Origin of the sequence: Novosphingobium anseongense (assembly GCF_037482895.1) — a bacterium.
Taxonomy (GTDB): Bacteria; Pseudomonadota; Alphaproteobacteria; order Sphingomonadales; family Sphingomonadaceae; genus Novosphingobium; species Novosphingobium anseongense.
In genome coordinates this window covers 1,743,313-1,763,404 of record NZ_JBBHJZ010000001.1, presented here as the reverse complement: position 1 = coordinate 1,763,404, position 20,092 = coordinate 1,743,313, and the positions used below count along the sequence as shown (strand labels likewise).

Annotated in this window: 18 protein-coding genes; 11 read left to right on the top strand and 7 right to left on the bottom strand. The window is 61.5% G+C overall.

Annotated features, from left to right (window positions below; all coding sequences use genetic code 11):
- Positions 1–55 precede the first annotated feature (55 nt).
- Both xth and ligD read right to left on the bottom strand, forming a co-directional pair.
- Complete coding sequence (gene xth / locus WG901_RS08310) at positions 56–871, bottom strand: exodeoxyribonuclease III (protein ID WP_339586540.1); 816 nt, start codon at positions 869–871, stop codon at positions 56–58.
- 10 nt (positions 872–881) lie between these two features.
- Entirely contained in the window at positions 882–2,765 is a 1,884-nt protein-coding gene (gene ligD / locus WG901_RS08305; RefSeq protein WP_339586539.1) for a DNA ligase D, read from the bottom strand.
- Positions 2,766–2,910: 145 nt separating this feature from the next.
- Here ligD and WG901_RS08300 point away from each other — a divergent pair, with 145 nt between their 5' ends.
- The gene (locus WG901_RS08300; protein WP_339586538.1) at positions 2,911–3,087 is read left to right on the top strand and encodes a DUF3606 domain-containing protein; all 177 of its coding nucleotides are present in this window, start codon (positions 2,911–2,913) and stop codon (positions 3,085–3,087) included.
- 45 nt (positions 3,088–3,132) lie between these two features.
- Here the strand turns inward: WG901_RS08300 and WG901_RS08295 are convergent, their stop codons facing one another.
- Positions 3,133–3,753: a cysteine hydrolase family protein gene (locus WG901_RS08295; RefSeq protein WP_339586537.1), complete on the bottom strand. Its 621-nt coding sequence runs from the start codon at positions 3,751–3,753 to the stop codon at positions 3,133–3,135.
- A gap of 278 nt (positions 3,754–4,031) precedes the next feature.
- Between WG901_RS08295 and WG901_RS08290 the strand changes: the two genes are divergently transcribed.
- Positions 4,032–4,544, top strand: coding sequence for a hemerythrin domain-containing protein (locus WG901_RS08290; protein WP_339586536.1), 513 nt, complete (start codon positions 4,032–4,034; stop codon positions 4,542–4,544).
- A gap of 644 nt (positions 4,545–5,188) precedes the next feature.
- Here WG901_RS08290 and WG901_RS08285 read toward each other — a convergent pair.
- Positions 5,189–8,593 (bottom strand): PAS domain S-box protein, encoded by a 3,405-nt coding sequence (locus WG901_RS08285; protein WP_339586535.1) that lies wholly within the window; start codon positions 8,591–8,593, stop codon positions 5,189–5,191.
- Positions 8,594–9,245: 652 nt separating this feature from the next.
- Between WG901_RS08285 and WG901_RS08280 the strand changes: the two genes are divergently transcribed.
- The 4 genes from WG901_RS08280 (at position 9,246) to WG901_RS08265 (ending at position 13,700) form a co-directional block, all read left to right on the top strand.
- Positions 9,246–10,439 carry a DUF2252 family protein gene (locus WG901_RS08280; protein WP_339586534.1) on the top strand — a complete coding sequence of 398 codons (1,194 nt, stop codon included), beginning with the start codon at positions 9,246–9,248 and terminating at the stop codon, positions 10,437–10,439.
- A complete protein-coding gene (locus WG901_RS08275) occupies positions 10,439–10,957 on the top strand; it encodes an inorganic diphosphatase (protein WP_339586533.1) in 519 nt (172 codons plus the stop codon). The genes WG901_RS08280 and WG901_RS08275 overlap by 1 nt, the downstream gene beginning before the upstream one ends.
- Positions 10,954–11,220 carry a hypothetical protein gene (locus WG901_RS08270; protein ID WP_339586532.1) on the top strand — a complete coding sequence of 89 codons (267 nt, stop codon included), beginning with the start codon at positions 10,954–10,956 and terminating at the stop codon, positions 11,218–11,220. The genes WG901_RS08275 and WG901_RS08270 overlap by 4 nt, the downstream gene beginning before the upstream one ends.
- Positions 11,221–11,465: 245 nt before the next feature.
- On the top strand, positions 11,466–13,700 hold the full coding sequence (locus WG901_RS08265; protein ID WP_339586531.1) for a hypothetical protein: 2,235 nt from the start codon (positions 11,466–11,468) through the stop codon (positions 13,698–13,700).
- Between the two features lie 439 nt (positions 13,701–14,139).
- Here the strand turns inward: WG901_RS08265 and WG901_RS08260 are convergent, their stop codons facing one another.
- From WG901_RS08260 to groES, 3 genes are all read right to left on the bottom strand, one after another.
- Positions 14,140–15,276, bottom strand: a complete 1,137-nt coding sequence (locus tag WG901_RS08260) for a calcium:cation antiporter (RefSeq protein ID WP_339586530.1) — start codon at positions 15,274–15,276, stop codon at positions 14,140–14,142.
- Positions 15,277–15,407: 131 nt separating this feature from the next.
- Entirely contained in the window at positions 15,408–17,027 is a 1,620-nt protein-coding gene (groL, locus tag WG901_RS08255) for a chaperonin GroEL (RefSeq protein WP_339586529.1), read from the bottom strand.
- Between the two features lie 51 nt (positions 17,028–17,078).
- Positions 17,079–17,393 (bottom strand): co-chaperone GroES, encoded by a 315-nt coding sequence (gene groES, locus WG901_RS08250; RefSeq protein WP_339586528.1) that lies wholly within the window; start codon positions 17,391–17,393, stop codon positions 17,079–17,081.
- Positions 17,394–17,464: 71 nt separating this feature from the next.
- Here groES and WG901_RS08245 point away from each other — a divergent pair, with 71 nt between their 5' ends.
- From WG901_RS08245 to WG901_RS08225, 5 genes are all read left to right on the top strand, one after another.
- A complete protein-coding gene (locus WG901_RS08245) occupies positions 17,465–17,629 on the top strand; it encodes a hypothetical protein (RefSeq protein ID WP_339586527.1) in 165 nt (54 codons plus the stop codon).
- A 33-nt stretch (positions 17,630–17,662) separates the two neighbouring features.
- Positions 17,663–17,899: a hypothetical protein gene (locus WG901_RS08240; RefSeq protein WP_339586526.1), complete on the top strand. Its 237-nt coding sequence runs from the start codon at positions 17,663–17,665 to the stop codon at positions 17,897–17,899.
- A complete protein-coding gene (locus WG901_RS08235) occupies positions 17,896–18,165 on the top strand; it encodes an usg protein (RefSeq protein WP_339586525.1) in 270 nt (89 codons plus the stop codon). Before WG901_RS08240 ends, WG901_RS08235 begins: the two co-directional genes overlap by 4 nt.
- On the top strand, positions 18,162–18,566 hold the full coding sequence (locus WG901_RS08230) for a hypothetical protein (protein ID WP_339586524.1): 405 nt from the start codon (positions 18,162–18,164) through the stop codon (positions 18,564–18,566). Before WG901_RS08235 ends, WG901_RS08230 begins: the two co-directional genes overlap by 4 nt.
- Positions 18,567–18,674: 108 nt before the next feature.
- Positions 18,675–19,589, top strand: coding sequence for an extracellular catalytic domain type 1 short-chain-length polyhydroxyalkanoate depolymerase (locus tag WG901_RS08225; protein WP_339586523.1), 915 nt, complete (start codon positions 18,675–18,677; stop codon positions 19,587–19,589).
- The last annotated feature ends 503 nt before the right edge of the window (positions 19,590–20,092 follow it).

Sequence of the window (20,092 nt, the reverse complement as noted above, 5' to 3'; positions counted from 1 at the left end):
CCGCGCCCCTGACAGAGCATTCGTAAGCGAGGTCGGCGTCCGCGCGCGTTTGAGGCTACGACGCTTCGGTCTTAGCTTTGCGCCTTTTCCGCGTGGATGAGTCGGCAAGTTCGATCCAGACAGGCGCATGGTCGCTCGTCTTTTCCCATCCGCGAACGTTGCTGTCGACACCGGCCGCTTCGAGCCGTTCGGCCAGTGGCGGACTAAGCAACAGATGATCGATGCGCAGGCCGGCGTTTCGAGCGTAGGCATTGCGAAAATAGTCCCAGAACGTGTAGATCGTCTCGCCTGGATGCATCGTCCTCAAGGCATCGGTCCAACCCTGATCGAGTAAGCGAAAGTAGGCAGCCCTGACCTCGGGGGCGAACAGCGCGTCGTCAAGCCAACGCTCCGGTTTGTAGACATCGAGATCGGTGGGCATGACATTGAAGTCGCCCGCGAGCATGACCGGTAAGCCGGTTGCGAGAAGCTCAGCGGCATGGGCGATGAGGCGCTCGAACCATCGTAGCTTGTAGTCGAATTTCGGCCCAGGCCTGGGATTGCCGTTCGGCAGATAGAGCCCGCCGATCAGTATACCGTTCACCGCGGCCTCGATGTAGCGACTGTGCGTGTCTTCAGGTTCTCCGGGCAACCCGCGGCGAGTCTCGTGAATTTCGCCCACACGGCTGAGGATCGCAACGCCATTCCAACTCTTCTGGCCGTGCCAGATTGTATCGTAGCCAAGATCCCGGATCGCGCCCTCAGGAAAACGGTCGTCGGGCGCCTTGAGTTCCTGCAGGCAGACAATGTCGGGCTGAGCCTCGCCGAGCCACCGCAACAGGACCGGCAGCCGGCCGTTCACGCCGTTCACGTTATAGGTGGCGATTTTCATCAACGCGGGATCACAGGTCTGGAAGGACCTGATCGGCACGGCCCCATCCGGACAGCGCCTTAGAGGCGGCACGTTTGATCAGTTCCTTCTCGTCACCGACATGAAAGTGCGAGGGCTTGTCGATCGCTTCCATCTCCTTCCAGGTGACGGGGGCCGCCACGGGCGCGCCGTCCCGCGCACGCGCGCTATAGGGCATGACGGCCGTCGCCCCGCGCTGATTTCGCAAGTAGTCGACGAAGATACGCCCCTTGCGCTGGGCCTTGGGCAAGGCAGCGGTGAAGTGGGCGGGATCGGCCTGCGCGACCGCTTGGGCAAGACGATGAGCGAAATCCTTGACGTCATGCCACTCCGCCTTGGGCACTAGCGGCGCGATCACGTGGACACCCTTGCCGCCCGTCAACATGGGAAAGGTTTCGAGACCGATCGACTTCAGGATGTCGCGGAACTGGAACGCTGCGCTCCGCACATTCTCGAAGTCGAGACCCTCGTCGGGGTCGAGATCGAAAACCAGCCGGTCCGCCTTCTCGACGTCCTCGATCCGTGCGCCCCACCCATGAAATTCGATCGTGCCCATCTGGACGCAGGTCAGCAGGCCCTCGGGCGTGTCGACGTAGAGATAGGGCTCTTCGTGCCCGTCCTTTTCGGCGATGCCGACTTGTCGAACGGTCTCCCCGAAACTGCCGGCGTCATGCTTCTGGAAGAAGCATTTCTTGGCGCGCCCCTGAGGGCAACGGACCATGCTCATGGGCCGAGAGCCAAGCCATGGCAGCATGATCGGCGCGACGGCGGCGTAGTAGTCGGCGAGCTGGCCTTTGGTGATCTGGCTTTCGGGGAAGATGACCCGCTCGCGATTGCTGATCTTGACGCTCGTACTCGCCGGCCGCAGGCTCGATGTACGCGCCTCGGTTTCAAGCACGACTGCTTCCGGCTTCTTGTCCTCACGCTGGCCGAGATAGCTCGGATGGCGTAGCGTTCCCTCGTTCGTCATTTCAGTGAAGGCGATTTCGGCTACGAGCATCGGCCTGAGCCAGTGAGCTCCGCGAACTTCGGCGCGCGGCGCCTTCACCGCCGGCTCGGATTGTTCCAGCGGCTTCATGAGCGCCATGAGACGCTGTATTTCCTCTATCCCGAAGCCTGTGCCGACCTTACCGGCGTATTTGAGCTCTCCTTCGTTATGCACGGCCAGGATAAGTGATCGAAACAGGCGCGACGTTTGGGAAGGTGTCCATCCGACAACGACGAATTCCTGGCGCTTGATGCACTTGGTCTTGAGCCAGCCTCCGTTGCGCGAGCCGACATAGCGACCTTCCGCCTGCTTGGAGATCACGCCTTCGAGCCCTGCCTCGCAAAAACCGGCGAGCAGCTTCTCGCCATTGCCGACGATGTGATCAGAATAGTGCAGGCGGCTGCTCGCGTGGGTGAGGATCTTGGCCAGGCGCTTCTTGCGTTCGACCAAGGGTAATTGCGTCAGATCCTCGCCATCGAGTTCGAGCAGGTCGAACGCAAAAAATTCGATGCTCTCCGGTGCGCCTTTCAGCGCCCATTGCAGCGCCTGGAAATTGGACCGGCCTTCCTGATCGAGCACGACCGCTTCCCCGTCGATCAATGCCCTGCCAACGCTGAGGTCAGCCGCTGCCTCGACTAGCCCCGAAAATTTTTCCGACCAGTCCAGGCCGGAGCGCGTGTAGGCTCTTGCTTCGCCGCCGCCCACGGCCAGCAAGACCCGGTAACCGTCATACTTCATTTCATGAAGCCAGCGGTTTCCGGCAGGGACGCTGTCGACGAGCGCCGCGAGTTGCAGCGGCCGAAACGCCGGCGGCCGCGCAGCCTCGGCGGTGGATTGGTCAGCCCGGCGGCGCCTCGGGCCTTTCGCCGCTGGAATTTCGGCTTTCATCCCCGTGAAATGCCTCCTGCCGAGACTCGTTCCAACGCTCGTCTGACTCGTCTTGCCGCCGTAGCCTAGGTCAATACAGGCTCCATGAAACGGCAGGGGGCCCGCTGCGTTGTGAAGTCACAGCGATCTAAGGAGATGTTCTGTCATGGCTGACGACAAAACCAACCGCGCCCCGCAGGATGCGTCACGCATCGCGCTGGGCGAAGACTATGAAGTTGCGTACTGGACGAAGAAGTTTGGCGTCGACAAGGGCCGGCTCGAGGAAGCCGTCAAGGCGGTTGGTAACAGCGCCAAGGCTGTCGAAGAGCACCTAAACGCCTGAGATCGACCTTGCCGTTGGCGGCGCTGTCTTCAGCGCCGCCAATCGTCATCCCAGCCGCCGCTCGAACCAGGTCTCGGCATTAAGGTCGTCGGTGGGTGCCGTTTCTGCCGCCATGCTCTTTTCCATGATCGAGAGCGCCCACTGGTCGTGCTCTGCCGTTTCGGCGCCAACCGCGTTGCGCGGGATCCAGAGCCGATAGTCGCGCATGTGCGCATCGGCCGCCGTGAAAAGCACACAAATGTCAGTGGCGATCCCTGTCAGGACCAGCCGGTCGACGCCGAGCTTTGATAGGAGGACTGGAAGGTTCGTTGCATAGAAACCGGAAAATTGCGGTTTGATGACGAAGAAATCTTTGTCACGGGGCCGAAGCTTTTCCAACACGGGATTGGGATGCGACAAGGCTCTTTCCACCAGGCGCGATCGCTCCGAGTGCCATTCTCCGAAATTATCATTCACATAGATAATCGGCCATCCGCGCCGCTCGAATGCCGCCCGGAGACCGAGGATCGCGTCGGCCGCAAGGATCGCCTTGGGCAGCACTGTCTCAGCGCCCGAAAAGTCGAAGCAGTTGATCATGTCGATGATCAGGAGCGCGCCCCGGGCTCTATCCTGATCGCGTGAGGGCGCGCGCGGCGCCTTGTCGTCTTCCCCGATTTCGGCTTGCATTGCCTTCGCTCCGTTTCGCCTCGTCTCCGTCTCGCCTAGCCGCGCGTCATCACGGATTGGCATTGTCTGGCATCAAGGAAACGAGCTTGAGCGACCTTCGTGCCAAGCTAGGACGCTGAAATAAGCGCGAACACGCCTGCGGAACTGCCCGGTCGGACACCCTTGCCAGGCGATCCTGTCAGTGCTCGCTTCCGTGCACTGCAGTTGCGAGTCGTTCGCGCGGAACCAGTGCCTCGTTTTCGCGCTTCCCCGTGAGGTAACCTGGAAGGAGCCTCCCGATGGCCGTTGAGACATTCACCGATGCGATTGCCCTGCTCAAAGCCGACCATCGCAAGGTCGAGGAGCTGTTCGAAAAATTCGAAAGCGCGACCGCGGCAAGCAAGAAAGGTCAGCTCGCGCAACAGATCTGCACCGAGCTCAAGATTCACACGTTGCTCGAGGAAGAAATTTTCTACCCTGCCTTCCGGGGAAAAATCGAGGACGACACCCTCGACGAGGCTTACGTCGAGCATGACGGTGCCAAGGTCCTGATCAACGATATCTCCTCTGGATCGCCTGAGGACGATTTCTACGACGCCAAGGTCACGGTGCTCTCCGAGGAAATCAAACATCACGTGAAGGAAGAGGAGGCGCGCGGCGAAGGCATGTTCGCCCAGTGCCGCGAGACCGATGTCGACCTTGTGGCCTTGCGCGACCAGATGCTCGCCCGCAAGCAGGAGCTGCTCGCTCAGGCGAAGGCCGGGGCCCTGCCGCCTGCCAAGCCTACGGCCGTCCGGCTCGTGGCCGCCTGAACATAAGGATTCCTGACCGGGAGAGTGGACCCTCCCGGCCGGGTTCAGCTCACCTTCTTAAAGGAAGGCTGCGCGGACGAGGTGGCAGAAAAAGTCGGCATCTCGCACATAGTCCGACAAGACCTGGATCGACTTGTAGCGAATGACATCGCGCGCCTTAAAGATGCTCGCGCCATTGCGCGCTGCCTCTGAAGGGAAACCGGACCGCAGCGAATGCCCCGCGCATTGTAACCATTCCCCTTCCCGCAGCGCTGCACGAGGCGTACAACGGCCCGATACCGCATTGCGTCCGCTGTCGCCTTTGCATTTTGTGCGATCCGCCTAACCCGCGGTCCCTCCTGATGGCTGCTGCCTTCAGCCATGCGAGAAGCAGGGCCTGGCGAAGGCGTCCGCCATTAGGAATTGCGATGACGGCTTAGTGTGCCGTCTGGTCAATCTTGGCTTTACCAATGGTGAGGCGCAGGCCGCAGGTACGACGTTGATTTCGTTCGCGAAGAGCGCAACGACTTTGGAGCCTCGGAGCCTCGGAGCCTCGGAGCCTCGGAGCCTCGGAGCGCAGCAGCCATGCTAATGGTCGGCATAGCGCAATGGCGCAGCATCCCATCGGCTGGCCGCTTGCGAACCTTGCGGAAGTTTCAAGAATTTTATGAGGCCCGCTTTACTCCGATCGCATCGAGCGCCTCGATAATGAGGGCCGCGCCATAAGGCTTGGCAACCATCCCAGTCCGTCCGATGAGGCCCACGCTTTCGTTCAACGACGCGCCGGTGACGACAACAGGCAGGTCGGAAAACAGGCTGCGCAGCTCCTCCAGGAACGAGCGCCAGTTCTTGTCCTGCAATTGGGCGTCGATGATGACGGCGTCGTATCGACCCTGGGCGGCGCGTAACTTGTTGAGAGCCTCTGCGCCCGAAGCTGCCTGCTCGGGATGGTAGCCGGCCGCGCTCATGGCCTCGCTCGCCAGCAATCGCACCGTCGGGTCGCTCTCGACGATCAAAAGCCGATTCGACAAACCGACATCAAGGAGCTCGCGTATCCGCTCACCGAGCGCCCTCGAGGTGAAAGGCTTGGCGAGCAGGGATACGCCGGGATCGAGGCGGCCGCCGTGGACAATCGCATTACGCGTGTAACCGCTTGTGAAAAGAACCTTGAGGTCTTGCTTGACCTTGCGTGCCTCGTCGCTGAGTTCCTTGCCAGACATTCCTGGCATAACGACGTCCGTGAAGAGCAGATCGATGCGCCCAGGCGACTGTCCGAAGATTCGAAGCGCCGCAGCTCCATGGCTGGCTTCGAGGACCTCGTAGCCGAGCTCGCGCAGTACCTCGCAGGAAAAGGCCCGCACCTCGTCGTCGTCCTCGACAACGAGAATGGTTTCATGAGCGATGCTGCGCCCCTCGATCCGCCCGACCTCCACGGCGTCTTCCTCGGCGAGCGCGCCGGCGAAACGGGGCAGGTACATCTTGACGGTCGTACCATCCCCTTCCTCCGAATAGACGTTCACATGCCCGCCGGACTGTTTGACAAACCCATACACCTGGCTGAGGCCGAGCCCGGTGCCGCGGCCGATCTCCTTGGTCGTAAAGAAGGGCTCGAACACCCTTGCCAGATTTTCCTTCGGCATGCCGACCCCGGTGTCGCTCACCGACAGAACGACGTAGTTGCCCGGAGGTACCTCGGTGTGGGCTGAGGAATAGTCGCCATCGAGATGCGCGTTCGCGGTCTCGATAGTAAGCGTTCCGCCGCTTGGCATGGCATCACGCGCATTCACGGCCAGGTTTATCAGCGCATTTTCCATCTGGTTCGGGTCGGCTTCAACCGGCCAGAGGCCCGGACTGGTGACGATTTCCAGCTTCACGAGTTCGCCCAGCGACCGATTGAGTAGATCGGACATCCCCGAGACGACCTTGTCGAGATCGAGAGGTTTGGGAGAGAGCGGCTGGCGTCTTGCAAAAGCGAGCAGCCGCTGGGTGAGGGCGGCCGCGCGCTCGGCACCCTTCATGGCATTGCCCATCGCCCGCTTCGCCCGTGCAGCGCCTTCCTCGGTGTCCAGCGCCCGCGAAGCAATATCCATGTTGCCGGTAATGATCGTCAGGAGATTGTTGAAATCGTGCGCGATGCCGCCAGTCAGCTGGCCGACCGCTTCCATTTTCTGAAATTGGCGCAGCTGGTCCTCGACGGCCCGCTTCTCGGTGAGGTCGCGCGTGATCTTCGCAAAGCCGATGAGCTGGCCATTCTCGTCGTGAATGGCGCCGACAATGACGCTGGCCCAGAACTGCTCGCCGTTCTTGCGGACGCGGAGCCCTTCCGCCTCGACTCGCCCCTGCCGGCGCGCGGTATCGAGCATGCGAGCGGGAAGTCCGGCTGCGCGATCCTCCGGGGTGTAGAATTTCGAGAAATGGCGGCCGATTATCTCGTTTTGCGGGTATCCTTTGATCCGTTCGGCGCCGGCATTCCAATTGGTGATGTGTCCATTGAGGTCGAGCATGTAGATCGCATAGTCGGTGACACCGTCCACGAGCATGCGAAACCGGCGATCGCTTTCTTCCAGCTTTTCGAAGGCCGTGCGGATCTCGGCGGCGCGTTCTTCGATCCGGGCCTCCAGCGTGGCATTGAGATCGCGCAGCGCTGCCTCGGCCTCGCGCTGCTCGGTAATGTCCGTATGGACGCCGACCCACTGCTCGATCTCTCCGCTGTCATCGAAGATCGGCACCGCCCTGATACCGTAATCCCGCCAGACTCCGTCCCTGCGCTCTAGGCGGTGCTCGAAAACGAACGGCTCGCGGGCCGCAACGGCTTTTTCCCATGCTTCTACGGTCGAATCGGCATCGTCGGGGTGGACCCGCCGTGACCAGCCGTAGCCCGAGTATTCGGTCTCCGTCTGTCCCGTCAGCGCCGTCCATCCTGGCTGTTGGCCTTCCATCTTCCCATCAGGAGTATTGGTCCAGAGCACGCCCTGGACCGCTTCGACGGCTGCCTGAAAACGGCGGTTGCTGACGCGAAGGTCGGCCTCAGCTGCCCACCGCGCGGCAAGTTCTCGCTCCGATTTCTGATGCAGCCGGGCATTGTCGATCGCGATCGCAGCATGCGAAGCGACGCCCAAAATGACGTGAGCATGCTCTTCGGTGAACTGGCCCTCGCGATGGTGGCCAAAGAAGAGGCCGCCATGAACTTCGCCCGAAGCGCTTACGACCGGCACGGCAAGATAACTGGTCACCGGCAGATGACCCTCGGGCATCCCCTTTCGCGGCGCGTTCTTGCCGTAACGCGGATCGAGACGGATATTGTCCGAACGCACCACCGCTTTGCCGGCGAAAGTTGGCGCGAATACCTCGGTGTTGCGCGGCATTGGGAAGCGCGAAAAACTTTCACGGGGAACGCCGGACAGCGAGTAGAGCATGTAGCTCTCGCCGTGATCGTCGACGAGATTATAGAAGAAGGCGCCGAACTCCGCGCCGGTCAGCTCGACGCCCGCATCGGTGATGGCTTGAACGATCGTGTCGAGGTCGCGTTCAGCGGCGACTGCGGCCGCCGTGCGGTTCAAGATTTCGAACGAGTTCTGCAGCGACACATTGCCGATTGCGGCGCCGGCCAGGCTTGCGAGCCTACGGAGCATTTCGACGGCTACGGGATCGGGTTCGCCCTCGCGCGCCCAGTAAGCCCCGATGGCGGCTCGCGCTGCTCCCGCCATCACGGGCATCATCACGAGGCTTCGAACGAAAGTCGCTCGATAGGCCTCATGCGGGATGCGGTCATCTGCATAGATGTCGGGTATCACTGCCGGCCGGCCGTGGATCATCACCCAGCCGGAGATGCATTGCGACAACGCGAAGTCCTGGCCGGTCCACAGGGGAGCGATGGCGTCCTCGGCAACATAACGGCAACGATCACCTTCACACCGCACGAAGGTGATGCCGTCTGCTCCGGCAATCTCTCTGGCCGCGCTGCGGACAATCTCGACGACCTGGTCGAGCGAGCGCGCACGTGCGAGGCGATCCGCGGCAGCGAAAAGCGCCGTTGATTTGGTCGGATCAAGCTCGGCTTCGACGCTCATTATACCTCATCGCCGCGCCAATAGATGCAGGTCCCCCAACAGTTCGATCGCATATGACTGTCAAGGATCGCATCGGCTGCGGCGGCGCCTTGCTACAGGATGGATGGTACGACTGGCAACGGGGTTGGGGACAGCTTGACGTTGCGAACACGGGTTACATGTCGGGCCGCAGAGAGCCGTTACCCCCGTAAATCCGTGTCCGAGAATCAGACTTATCGGCCATCGAAGGCCCAAGGTAACAGGGCGAAGCGCGACGCCGCGATGGCCACCGTCCGCCAGGGTCGTACGTATAGTTGCGCCTCCGGCGGCCGGCTCTACCGCTCGAAGGCCACACCGGCCTGCCGTGGCGGAGGCGGGCTGGTCACGCGCGCGACGAGGGGCCGGCGCGCGCCGGGCGACAGCCCATAAACCGCCTGACTCTGCGCACTGTATTGAACCGGAACGCAAATTGATTCCCCTTCCCGATTTGTCCTCGATTTTGCCATCTTCGACGCTTTGCCCGGAGGGACAGCGTCATAGGTGTTTGTCTTCATGCGTCTGTCCGCCCTTTGCCACGGGCGCGCAAAATCATTCGACAGCGACGTGACGCGCAAACCATTGAAGCGACATTGTCTTTCGCGCGTTGTCACAATGCAGCAACGAAGGTGAGCGGATGGAAGACATTGCAAACCGAGCTTCGACACTCGAGCGGATGCGCGCGCTCAAGATGGCGCGTTCGACGCACGCCTATGTGCGGGGCAATACTATCCAATTCTATGAATGGCTTGCCGGGTCCCGGTCTGCGGCGCGGCTCCCTTCGGGACCACCCGTTTGGATCTGCGGTGACTGCCATCTTGGAAACCTTGGGCCCGTGGCCAGTGCCAACGGCAATGTAGACATCCAAATCCGCGACCTCGATCAAACCGTGATTGGGAACCCGGCCCATGATCTCATCCGGCTGGGACTGTCGCTTGCCACCGCTGCGCGGGGGTCCGCTCTCCCCGGCGTAACGACTGCGCGAATGATGGAGGAAATGGTCGAAGGATATGACCACGCCCTGGCCCTGGGTGACGAAGACGAAACGCCCGAGCCTAACGTGGTCCGGACCGTGCGCCGGCGCGCGCTGGGACGCCGGTGGCGTCATTTGGCCGATGAACGTCTGACCAAGGTCCAACCACGTTTGCCGCTCGGCCGGAAATTCTGGGCCCTTCAAGACAATGAGCGCGAAGAGCTTGAACGGCTGTTCATGCAAGACGCCGTGCGATCGTCGATCCTTTCGCTCAATGGCCGCGAAGTTAACGACCGGGTCCGGCTTCTGGACGCCGCATACTGGATGAAGGGATGCAGTTCGCTCGGCAAGCTTCGCTACGCCGTGCTCGTCGGGATCGGCGGGTCGAAGAAAACGCCGGGCGAATACGCACTGATCGATTTGAAGGAGGCCGTGGGCGCGATCGCGCCCGCGTCGGCCCATGCCGAAATGCCCGCGGACAACGCCGAGCGCGTAGTCGCAGGCGCGCAGGCGCTCGCCCCGAACCTTGGCGAGCGGATGCTGGCCACTTGCCTTTTGGGACAGCCCATCGTCCTTCGCGAACTGATGCCGCAGGACCTGAAGCTCGAAGTCGACCAATTCTCGCGCGCAGAGGCGACGAAAGCGGCACGCTACCTCGCTTATGTCGTGGGCGTTGCCCATGCTAGGCAAATGAACCGGGACGATCGCCGCGCCTGGCGCCGTACCATCGCGCACAGACCGTTGGACAAGATCGATGCGCCGTCGTGGCTCTGGGACAGCGTGGTCGATCTCACGGCGAGCCACGAAGCTGGGTATCTCGAGCATTGCCGTCGCTATGCCCTGTCGGACGTCGCATGATGAACCTGCTGGACCTTCCCCATCAGCTCGATCGGAAGGCATTGACCTGCCGCGCGATCATCGAGACCCCCAAGGGTCGGCAAGGCAAATTTGACTACGACCCAAAAAGCGGCCTTTTTGAGCTGGCGGGGATACTGCCGACCGGGATGAGCTTTCCCTTGGCCTTCGGGTTCATTCCAGGAACGCTTGGCGGAGACGGCGATCCCATCGATGTCCTCGTACTCGCGGAGGAGGATCTGCCCATCGGGTGCCTGCTCCCTGTCCGGCTTCTCGGCGTGATCGAAGCCAGGCAGACGGAAGGAAACAGCACGGTCCGCAACGATCGGATCATAGCCAAGGCGTCAGCGTCGCGCCTGTTCGCCGGCGTCGATGGCATCGCCGATCTCGGCGAGCCATTCAGTGCCGAATTGGCCCGGTTCTTTGAGGTATACAATTCCCTGAAGGATCATCATTTTGAGGTTCTGGCTATCGCTGACGCCGAACGGGCGGCGAAGTTGATCGCGGAGGGCAGCCGATGAACGCCGCACCTGTGCCCCCTGAGCCTCCGTCGCCAAAACTGCTGGGATTCATATCTCTGCCGGCGTTCAAGACCTTCGGTTATCTGATCTCGACAACCAGCGTCATTCTCCTGGCAATCGTCTCCTGGCCAAAAGCCAAGGAGGATCCAGTGCTTCTAGCCTGCCTCGTCGGCGGTGCGCTGACATCGATCATGGGCATGTTCTGTCGCTGGCTCTCCTACGAAATCGAAGAGCGCGCAAAGCAGCGCAATCAGGCTTCCTGAGGCCAGATAGGCGCGGTAGCTCTGCAAACTTACAAAGGGGTTCGTGCTCGCTGAAGCCGGACATTCTGGTCTCTTGATGCAACATCTCGGCCAAGCCTGACCGTCGTCCACCGCGCGCCGGAAAATCCCAGCCATGTGTGCGAAACCAGTTCTGATTGAGCCGGTTATTCCAAGGCGCGGGCCCGCAGGCCTGAGCCTCAAACGATCCAGTTGTCGATCGCAGCCATTGATCGCGGGAGAAGAGAATGACGCAGAAGATCGCCTCGAAGGCCGTTCGCGAAGCCCGGCCCGTCAGTCCCTATCTTCTCGCCTTCAGAGACGAGCTCAAGAGCAATTCGATGAACGCTCTGGGCACGATTTCCCTCGGCGACCTTTGCATAGAGCTCTGTGCGGGTACCACTTCGGCTTGGGCACTCGTACGCCGCCCTGGTCGCGGCGGCCTGGCGGTACGTCTCGCCCATTCGCCGGGATCGACGATGAAATGCCATCGTTTCAAACAAAGCGGACAGACAACCACTTTCGACGCGGAAACGACCAGCGGCACCTTTGCGGTCAAGCTGCGGGTGGACGGCTTAGACCTTCACCGCCTGCGGATAACAGTCGCTCTCACGCCAGCTTCAACTCTCCTGATGCCCTTCTACCCCCGCGATCTTTACCCTCTCGGCCGTGACGATGACCCGCAAGATACGATCGGTCGCATTGAAGCTGCCCAGCGGGGCCTCAACAGCGGTCTCCTTTATTTTCACCTGGACGAGCCGGCTTTCGGTAGTGTCCTCTATTTTCAGAACCTAACGTCACTCAACCCGTACTTCGCCGCGACGCAAACCAAGCCTGATGGCACTGTGGGGGGGGAATGGCCAGAAATCGGGTATCTCCTGCCGACGCCGCCGCAGCGCGGCACGCCGCCACCGAACCAAGCTTTGGCCCGAGGAGAACAGGTCACGATCTCAGATGCCATACTCATCTTTCGTGATCAGCCTGGCGGTGACGAGTGCGAAAATGCACGACTATTTGTGCAGATGCTCGGTGCGGTCTACACCGCGCTCGACCTGCCCGAGCCGGACTATCGCGACTGGATCGCGCGTGCAGAGCAGACACTCCACGATCTCGATGTGTCGCCAAAGGCGACGATCCGGCATTACGGCCACCGTTATGCGCATCCCTACACGGGGAGTGAATATCCTGATAGCATGGTTCAATTGTCGCTGCTGACCTCGATGCGCGAATATACCGCCTGGCGGGAGAAGCCCGCGAACCTGGAGGCCGAATTCGCAGCCGGGCTGGAAAAATTCTACGATCCCAAGCTCAAGACCATCCGGCGGTATCTGCCCAACGTGGGTAAGGACAAGGACGCCGATGCCGTCGATTCTTGGTACCTTTATCATCCGTTGCTCAATCTTGCCCGGTTAGCGCTGGCCGGCGACGACAAGGCCCGCGACCTGTTCCTTCGTTCTGTCGATTACGGCATCAAGGCAGCGCATCACTTTGAGTACAAGTGGCCGATCCAGTTCAAGGTAACCGATTTCACAATCATCACCGCGGTTGCCGGGGCTGATGGCCAGGGTCAGACAGATGTTGGCGGAATATACGCTTGGGTGATGTTGCAAGCCTTCGAGATCACGCAGGATCAGCGTTTTGTGCTAGAGGCTCAGGCCGCGATCGACGCCGCCAACGGTATGCGTTTCAGTCTCAATTACCAGGCGAACCTTACTGCCTGGGGCGCAGCCGCTTGCCTTCGGCTTTGGAGGATTACCAACGTCCATCGCTACCTGGAACAAAGCTATGTCTATCTTGCGAGCTTCTTCCACAACGCCGCCATTTGGGAGTCCGATATAGACGGCGCGGCGCACTACCGGAATTTCCTTGGCGTGACGTGCCTGCAGGACGCTCCTTATATGGCGATCTACGAGTGCTTCGACAGCTTCGCCGCCTTCGAATGCTATCTACGCGACAGTGGACCCGAACTCGAACCCGCGGCTCGCATGCTGATCAGCGAATATTGTAAATTCGCGCTGGACCGGGCGTGGTTCTACTACCCCGACGCTTTGCCCGCCGATCTGCTCGCGGCGGAAAACCGCAATGGCCATATCGACCGCGATCTCTCGTTTCCGCTGGAAGATCTTTATGTGGATGGGCAACCCGCCGGCCAGGTCGGGCAGGAGATCTACGGCGCGGGTGCGGCATTTGTCTTTGCAAGCCGGATGTTCCGCCCTGTCGCCGGTGCGTCCTTCCATTTGTTTTGCGATCACTTCATCATGGCGAGCGAACGCACCGGCGACCGCGCCATCAGCATTACACTCGATGGCGGCGAAACCTGCCTTGCTGCCCTTGGTATCGTGCGTTCGGGCAAGGCCGCACTACCCCGATGCCGCCTGGTCAGTGCCAGCGGCGATGCCGTCCGGGCGCGCAAGCGCGCAAGTGACCGCGTTGAATTCCGCGTGCCGGCGAGCGGCCGATATGTGCTGAGCTGGGAGACGTGACGTAGCTCGCAGTGCGGCAATCCGAGCATCCATCTCGCCAAGCACAAGGCTCGCCAGACCCAATTCATTGAGCCGCATGATGGCCAATGAATGGCCGGGCCCCCGCCGGAACGTGCTGGTCGGATGGCCCGTTAATTGAGTCGTGAAGAAGATCGACTTTGCCCTTACAGGCCAGAAGCCGTAGAGGGGATCGCGTACCAAGGGCCAGCGATGGTTCGTACCATGAGTATTCTTCGCGAGCCGTCTTCCGGCACTAGAACGTAGCGGTCGTGTTCGGCCTGCGATTCAAGCCATGACCTTGCCTGCTCCATCGCCCGGAGCTCGGAACACGCGGTTTGAACACTCACTGCGCCAGCGCCTTCTTCTCCCTGACGGTACAACGAATACAACATACGAACTCCTTTCTGATCATGCAGTTAAAGCGGTCAGGTCACCGCCCTCAACTCGAGACTATGGTGAAAAGGTAGGTCGCGAGGAGAACCAGATGCACGGCGCCTTGCAAAATCGTGGTCCGGCCCGTGCCGAACGACAGCACCGCAATGGCGAGCGACAATGCGAGCAGGGTCGCCTCGCGTGGCCCGATGCCCAGCGAAAGAGGCCAGCCCATCGCGAGGGCGGCAGTTGCGACCGTAGGGATTGTGAGGCCGATGGTCGCGAGAGCGGAGCCCAGGGCGAGGTTCAGGCTGGTCTGTAGGCGGTTACGACGAACGGCCCGATAGGCAGCGACGCTTTCCGGCGCCAGAACGAGTGTCGCGACGACGACCCCAACGAACGCTCTTGGCAGCGATACGGCAGCAATCGCCAGCTCAAGCGGCGCCGCGAGATGCTCGGCGAGCAGGATGACGCAGGCGAGCGATAGGAAGAGCAGCGCCAACGACGCGGAAGCGCGAGAGCCTGTCGGAGGTACCGCGTGACTGTCGGGCTGAAGATCGCCCTCTCCCGGCGGCAGAAAGTAGTCGCGGTGTCGGATGGTCTGGACGAACACGAACGTGCCGTAGAGGGTCAAGGAGGCAAGCGCCGTGAAAGCGAGTTGCGCGCGGGAATAGCTGTCGGCAACCGCATCCGCCGCAAACGTCGGCAATATAAGGACCAGCGTCGCCAACGCCGCCAGGACGCAAAGCGCAGCGTTTACCCCTTGCAGCACAAAATATTGTTCTCGGTGCCTTATGCCGCCCACCAGCAGGCATAGCCCGACGAGGCCATTGAGGATCAGCATGATGGCAGCGTAGACGGTGTCGCGCGGGAGTGTCGCGCTGGCTGGACTGCTGGCCATCATCGAAAGAATGAGTGATGCCTCGATGACGGTGACGGCGATCGCGAGGATCAGAGTACCGAGGGGCTCGCCCGTATGATGCGCCACGACTTCGGCGTGATGAACGGCGGCGAGCACCGACATGACGAGAATGCCACAGGTCGCGCCAATGGTCACTGCCGTCGGTTGGGGTGGCAGCCGCCAAAGCGCGGCAAGGGCCACGATCGGGATCCAAGCCGGCCAATTGCCCAGCGATTGGCGATAGACGCGGACGAACGCCCTGGTACATCTGGTCGAGAGACGAGGCGGCAAGACAGTAAACATGGTTCAGCTCGTCAGGCCTAGGCGCAGGCTTGCAAACACGGATACGCGATAGCGAAGCGGGATGCAGCATCGGCCGCATGGGCTCGCTGGTCCGAAAGACCGGGAGAGCAGACGCTCTCCCGATCCCCAACTCAATACTCCATGGCCGGCATGGGCGAGGCCTTTTCCTCTTTCGGCAGTTCGGCCACGAGCGCCTCGGTCGTGATCAACAGCGAGGCAACCGATGCGGCGTCCTGAAGCGCGGTTCGCACGACCTTCGCCGGATCGATCACGCCCGACTTCACCAGGTCCTCATAGATGCCGGTCGCGGCGTTGAAGCCCCACGCGTAGTCCCCGCTCTCGAGCAGCTTGCCGACGATGAACGCGCCGTCCTCGCCTGCATTGTCGGCAATCTGCCGCGCCGGTGCGCGGAGGGCGCGCCGCACGATATCGATGCCTGACTGCTGGTCGTCGTTGCCGACCTTGAGGCCCTCAAGCGCCTTGAGAGCGCGCAGCAGCGCAATGCCGCCGCCCGGGAGGATGCCTTCCTCGACCGCGGCGCGGGTGGCGTGAAGCGCGTCGTCGACGCGGTCCTTCTTCTCCTTGACCTCAACCTCCGTCGCGCCGCCTACCCGGATCACGGCGACACCGCCGGCGAGCTTGGCGACGCGCTCCTGCAGCTTTTCGCGGTCGTAATCGCTGGTCGTGGTCTCGATCTGCGCGCGGATCTGGGCGACGCGGGCGTCGATGTCCGAGCGGGCACCTGCGCCGTCGATCACGGTCGTATTGTCCTTGTCGATCACGATCTTCTTGGCGCGGCCCAGCATACCGAGCGTAACGCTCTCGAGCTTGGTGCCGAGCTCCTCGCTGACGACGTTGCCGGCGGTGAGGATCGCGATATCCTCGAGCATCGCTTTGCGGCGATCGCCGAAGCCTGGCGCCTTGACCGCCGCGACCTTGAGGCCGCCGCGCAGTTTGTTGACGACGAGCGTGGCGAGCGCTTCGCCTTCGACATCCTCGGCAATGATCAAAAGCGGCCGGCCTGACTGGACCACCTGCTCGAGGAGCGGGATCAGCGCCTGCAGGTTCGAGAGCTTCTTCTCGTGGATGAGGATATAAGGATCGTCGAGCTCGACCTTGAGCTTCTCGGTGTTGGTCACGAAGTAGGGCGAGAGGTAGCCGCGGTCGAACTGCATGCCCTCGACTGTCTCGAGTTCGGTCGCAAGGCTCTTGGCTTCCTCGACCGTGATGACGCCCTCGTTGCCGACCTTCTCCATCGCTTCGGCGAGAATGCGGCCGACTTCATCGTCGCCATTGGCAGAGATCGTCGCGACCTGAGCGATCTCATTGTTGGCGCTGACCTTCCGGGCATGGGCTTCAAGATCCTCGACCACCGCTTTGACGGCGATGTCGATGCCTCGCTTCAAGTCCATTGGGTTCATGCCAGCAGAGACTGCTTTCGAGCCTTCACGCACGATGGCCTGGGCAAGGACCGTCGCGGTGGTCGTACCGTCGCCGGCCTTGTCGTTCTGCTTCGATGCAACTTCGCGCAGCATCTGGGCGCCCATGTTCTCGAACTTGTCCTTGAGTTCGATTTCCTTGGCGACGGTGACGCCGTCCTTGGTGATGCGCGGCGCGCCAAACGACTTCTCGATGACCACGTTCCGGCCCTTGGGCCCAAGGGTCACCTTCACTGCGTTGGCCAGCGTATCCACGCCGCGCAACATGCGATCACGCGCGTCCGACGCAAACTTCACTTCCTTGGCAGCCATTGCTTCGTCTCCTTCGAATTCCTTCCTGAGTGTTGGTGGGACAGGTCAGGCTCAAGCCGCCTGCTTGAGCTCTGCCTTGGGCTCGATCACGCCGAGAATGTCGCTCTCCTTCATGATGAGCAGATCCTCGCCGTCGATCTTGACCTCGGTTCCCGACCACTTGCCAAAAAGCACGCGATCGCCGGTCTTCACCGTCGTCTCGTCGAGCCGCCCGCTATCGTCGCGGGTGCCGGGGCCGACGGCGACGACTTCGCCTTCCTGCGGCTTTTCCTTAGCCGTGTCGGGGATGATGATGCCGCCCGAGGTCTTCTCCTCGGCTTCAATGCGGCGGACGACCACACGGTCGTGCAAGGGGCGGAAATGCATGCATAACCTCCAGATGCAAAAACATGATGTGATGATCTCCCCGCCGCTTCAGCGAGGAGCGGGGCAGAAATATGAAAACCGATTTTGACGATCAAGAGGCCAAATGGAAAAAATCGCTCGATGTCCGTGAGCGCCAATGCTCGCCCTTTGCCGTTGTTTGGGACGCCAAATTCCCTCTTGACGCGGCCCAAGTTCGCACCAAAATCTTGTGCCGCGTGGGCCGAGCCCGCGCATGAGAAAGGAGCGACACTAGGAAAGGAGGCACGGCCATGTCGCAGCCATTTTCCCGTTTTCTACATCCCTTCGACGTTGCGCGTCATCCGAGCCTGGAGCCGGAAGTGAAACGCGCCATCCTCGCATCCTGGGCGTCCGATCGATCCGCGGTGCGCGACCAGCCAGCGATGAGAAAGCCGGCTGGCGCCAAGCGCGCGGTCTCGATCGACGACATTCTCGCAGCGATGCATGACCTCGATAAAAATCGCGATTCCGCAGAGTCGCCACGATGACCGACCGAGGCTTCCTCGCACAGTTGCAGGGTTACGGCCTGACGACGGCGGAAATCCATTTCTACCGGCTCGACGCACCGTCGCTCCTGCAGCTGTTCGTGTGGCAGGACTATGATCTCGCGCCCGATTTTCCTGTGCTGTTCGAGTTTCTCGACCACTGGCGGCGCGAGATCGAGGCCGCTCTCCATTCGGTGCGGATCGCCCATGACCACCTGATCCGACCGACCGAATGGCGGGCGGTCGACGGCGAGATCTCAGTTCAATGAAAAACGACCTGATCGGGCGGGTTCGGTCCCGCAAGAATGAGGTGCGGCTACAGCTGCCGTTCGACGACATCATGGAGTTTGCAATTGCGCTGCTCACGATCAATCCGGAGGAGCTTGAAGCGCTCGGATGGACCTTCACTGACCGCAAGCGTTTCCTCGATCATTTCCTGGCATCCGGGCGGGCGGCACAGGGCGTCAAGTCGGAGGAGCTGAGCAAGATGCCAATCGAAATCGCCGTTCCCAAAGCTGATCTAACGTGCCTGCAGCAATTCGCTGTTCGCGAATTGCCCAAGTCCGCGAGTAACGCCGGTATGATCGATCGTGTCTTGAGGGCACTCGACGAAGCCGCGCTTCAAGCCAAGGCGCGGAAGACCCTAAGGCAGGTGACGGAACGACGATGAGGCCGCTCCGTCATCAAAGAATTGGTCGGTGCTGCGGGCCAGTGCCACAGGATCTGCGGCTGGCGCCGAGGCACATTCGCCAGACGTCAAGCGTCAGGGATCGCGCAAATGCTCGCGCCGCCCCCGCGAAAGCCGGCGCGTAAGAAGGCTGCTGCCAAGCGGTCTCGGAACCCGCAACGCGCCGAGCGCGTTCGCAGGCCCGCTCCAGGCTCGTTAGTCGATGGACAGTACAAATGTCCAACTGGTGCGCTTGCCTACAAGCTCTACACCCCGACCGGGTCGGCCCGGCGGCGCTTGCCGCTCTTGGTCATGCTCCACGGATGCACACAGACCGCGGCCGATTTTGCGGCAGGCACCGAGATGAACAGATTGGCCGATGAGCTGGGTTTCCTGGTACTCTATCCCGAGCAGTCAATCTCTGCCAATATGATGCGCTGCTGGAACTGGTTTCGGCCTGAAAATCAACGTCGAGGGAGCGGCGAGGCGGCGACCATTGCGGGCATGACCCGCGAGACGATCGCCCGCTGCAAGGCCAATCCGGCGCGCGTCTACATCGCCGACATATCGGCTGGCGGCAGCGCCGCCGCCATCATAGCGGCAGCTTATCCCGAGCTCTACGTCGCGGTGGGCGTCCATTCGGCGGTGGCGAAAGGCAACACCACCGGTGCGAGGGCGGCGTTCGCGGCAACAAGAGGCGTCGCGGCGGGCGTCGATACGGCTCGGTCGAGGAGACCGGCACCTACCATCCTGTTCCAGGGTGATCGCGATCGAGCCGTGCATCCGTCGAGCGCTGAAGGCTTCGTTCGCTCGTTGACCCTATCCAATCCACGACTGGCGCTTGATCGGACGGTGCACGTGCCGCCGGGAAATGCTCGACCCTACACGCGCACCATCTATGCGAAGGGCAAGGCCAAGCCGCTGCTGGAGGCATGGATGGTTCATGGCGCAGGTCACGCCTGGTCGGGCGGGAGTGGCAGGGCTCCTTCAACGATCCCGCCGGACCCAATTCTTCGCGCGCGATGATGCGCTTTTTTCTTGCCCGCAAGCGCGCCACTCGAAAGCCTACGGCCAAGGCTTCGTCCGCCAGGCGTCCGCGCACGCGATCGGTCCTTCGCCGGTGAGCCAGCAAGGCCGGTACAGATTCGTAGTCACCGCGATCGCATCGGCAGAAGTTACCATTTGAGCAACCGTTCCGGCGCGCGACTTAAAAAACCTGAAAGTCACGGGTCGTGCAGATATTCTGACGAGGTAGCTGCACAAGATATCACCGCCGATCCGCGGCAAAGCCGTGCACTGCGAAGCAGCCTTCTGATCTTAAATGCGACCGCCGGTGGAACGGCCTACTTTGCTGAGTCCATCCATTGTCCCGGTTTGCGCTGTCTAAAGCCCGACCCGTCCATAGCTTTTTCAAATTTCTCCAAGCTTGAGCAGGCGTCTGCCAGGGATCTATGCCTGCTTAGCTCTTCAATCAACCGAAGGTCGCCGCACACCAGCAGGCACGCCGAATACTCCAGCGAGCTGCCGTT

Bases quoted from the DNA above. Each gene is read 5' to 3' on its own strand.
- xth (WP_339586540.1), bottom strand. From the start codon at position 871: ATGAAAATCGCCACCTATAACGTGAACGGCGTGAACGGCCGGCTGCCG.
- ligD (WP_339586539.1), bottom strand. From the start codon at position 2,765: ATGAAAGCCGAAATTCCAGCGGCGAAAGGCCCGAGGCGCCGCCGGGCT.
- WG901_RS08300 (WP_339586538.1), top strand. From the start codon at position 2,911: ATGGCTGACGACAAAACCAACCGCGCCCCGCAGGATGCGTCACGCATC.
- WG901_RS08295 (WP_339586537.1), bottom strand. From the start codon at position 3,753: ATGCAAGCCGAAATCGGGGAAGACGACAAGGCGCCGCGCGCGCCCTCA.
- WG901_RS08290 (WP_339586536.1), top strand. From the start codon at position 4,032: ATGGCCGTTGAGACATTCACCGATGCGATTGCCCTGCTCAAAGCCGAC.
- WG901_RS08285 (WP_339586535.1), bottom strand. From the start codon at position 8,593: ATGAGCGTCGAAGCCGAGCTTGATCCGACCAAATCAACGGCGCTTTTC.
- WG901_RS08280 (WP_339586534.1), top strand. From the start codon at position 9,246: ATGGAAGACATTGCAAACCGAGCTTCGACACTCGAGCGGATGCGCGCG.
- WG901_RS08275 (WP_339586533.1), top strand. From the start codon at position 10,439: ATGAACCTGCTGGACCTTCCCCATCAGCTCGATCGGAAGGCATTGACC.
- WG901_RS08270 (WP_339586532.1), top strand. From the start codon at position 10,954: ATGAACGCCGCACCTGTGCCCCCTGAGCCTCCGTCGCCAAAACTGCTG.
- WG901_RS08265 (WP_339586531.1), top strand. From the start codon at position 11,466: ATGACGCAGAAGATCGCCTCGAAGGCCGTTCGCGAAGCCCGGCCCGTC.
- WG901_RS08260 (WP_339586530.1), bottom strand. From the start codon at position 15,276: ATGTTTACTGTCTTGCCGCCTCGTCTCTCGACCAGATGTACCAGGGCG.
- groL (WP_339586529.1), bottom strand. From the start codon at position 17,027: ATGGCTGCCAAGGAAGTGAAGTTTGCGTCGGACGCGCGTGATCGCATG.
- groES (WP_339586528.1), bottom strand. From the start codon at position 17,393: ATGCATTTCCGCCCCTTGCACGACCGTGTGGTCGTCCGCCGCATTGAA.
- WG901_RS08245 (WP_339586527.1), top strand. From the start codon at position 17,465: ATGAAAACCGATTTTGACGATCAAGAGGCCAAATGGAAAAAATCGCTC.
- WG901_RS08240 (WP_339586526.1), top strand. From the start codon at position 17,663: ATGTCGCAGCCATTTTCCCGTTTTCTACATCCCTTCGACGTTGCGCGT.
- WG901_RS08235 (WP_339586525.1), top strand. From the start codon at position 17,896: ATGACCGACCGAGGCTTCCTCGCACAGTTGCAGGGTTACGGCCTGACG.
- WG901_RS08230 (WP_339586524.1), top strand. From the start codon at position 18,162: ATGAAAAACGACCTGATCGGGCGGGTTCGGTCCCGCAAGAATGAGGTG.
- WG901_RS08225 (WP_339586523.1), top strand. From the start codon at position 18,675: ATGCTCGCGCCGCCCCCGCGAAAGCCGGCGCGTAAGAAGGCTGCTGCC.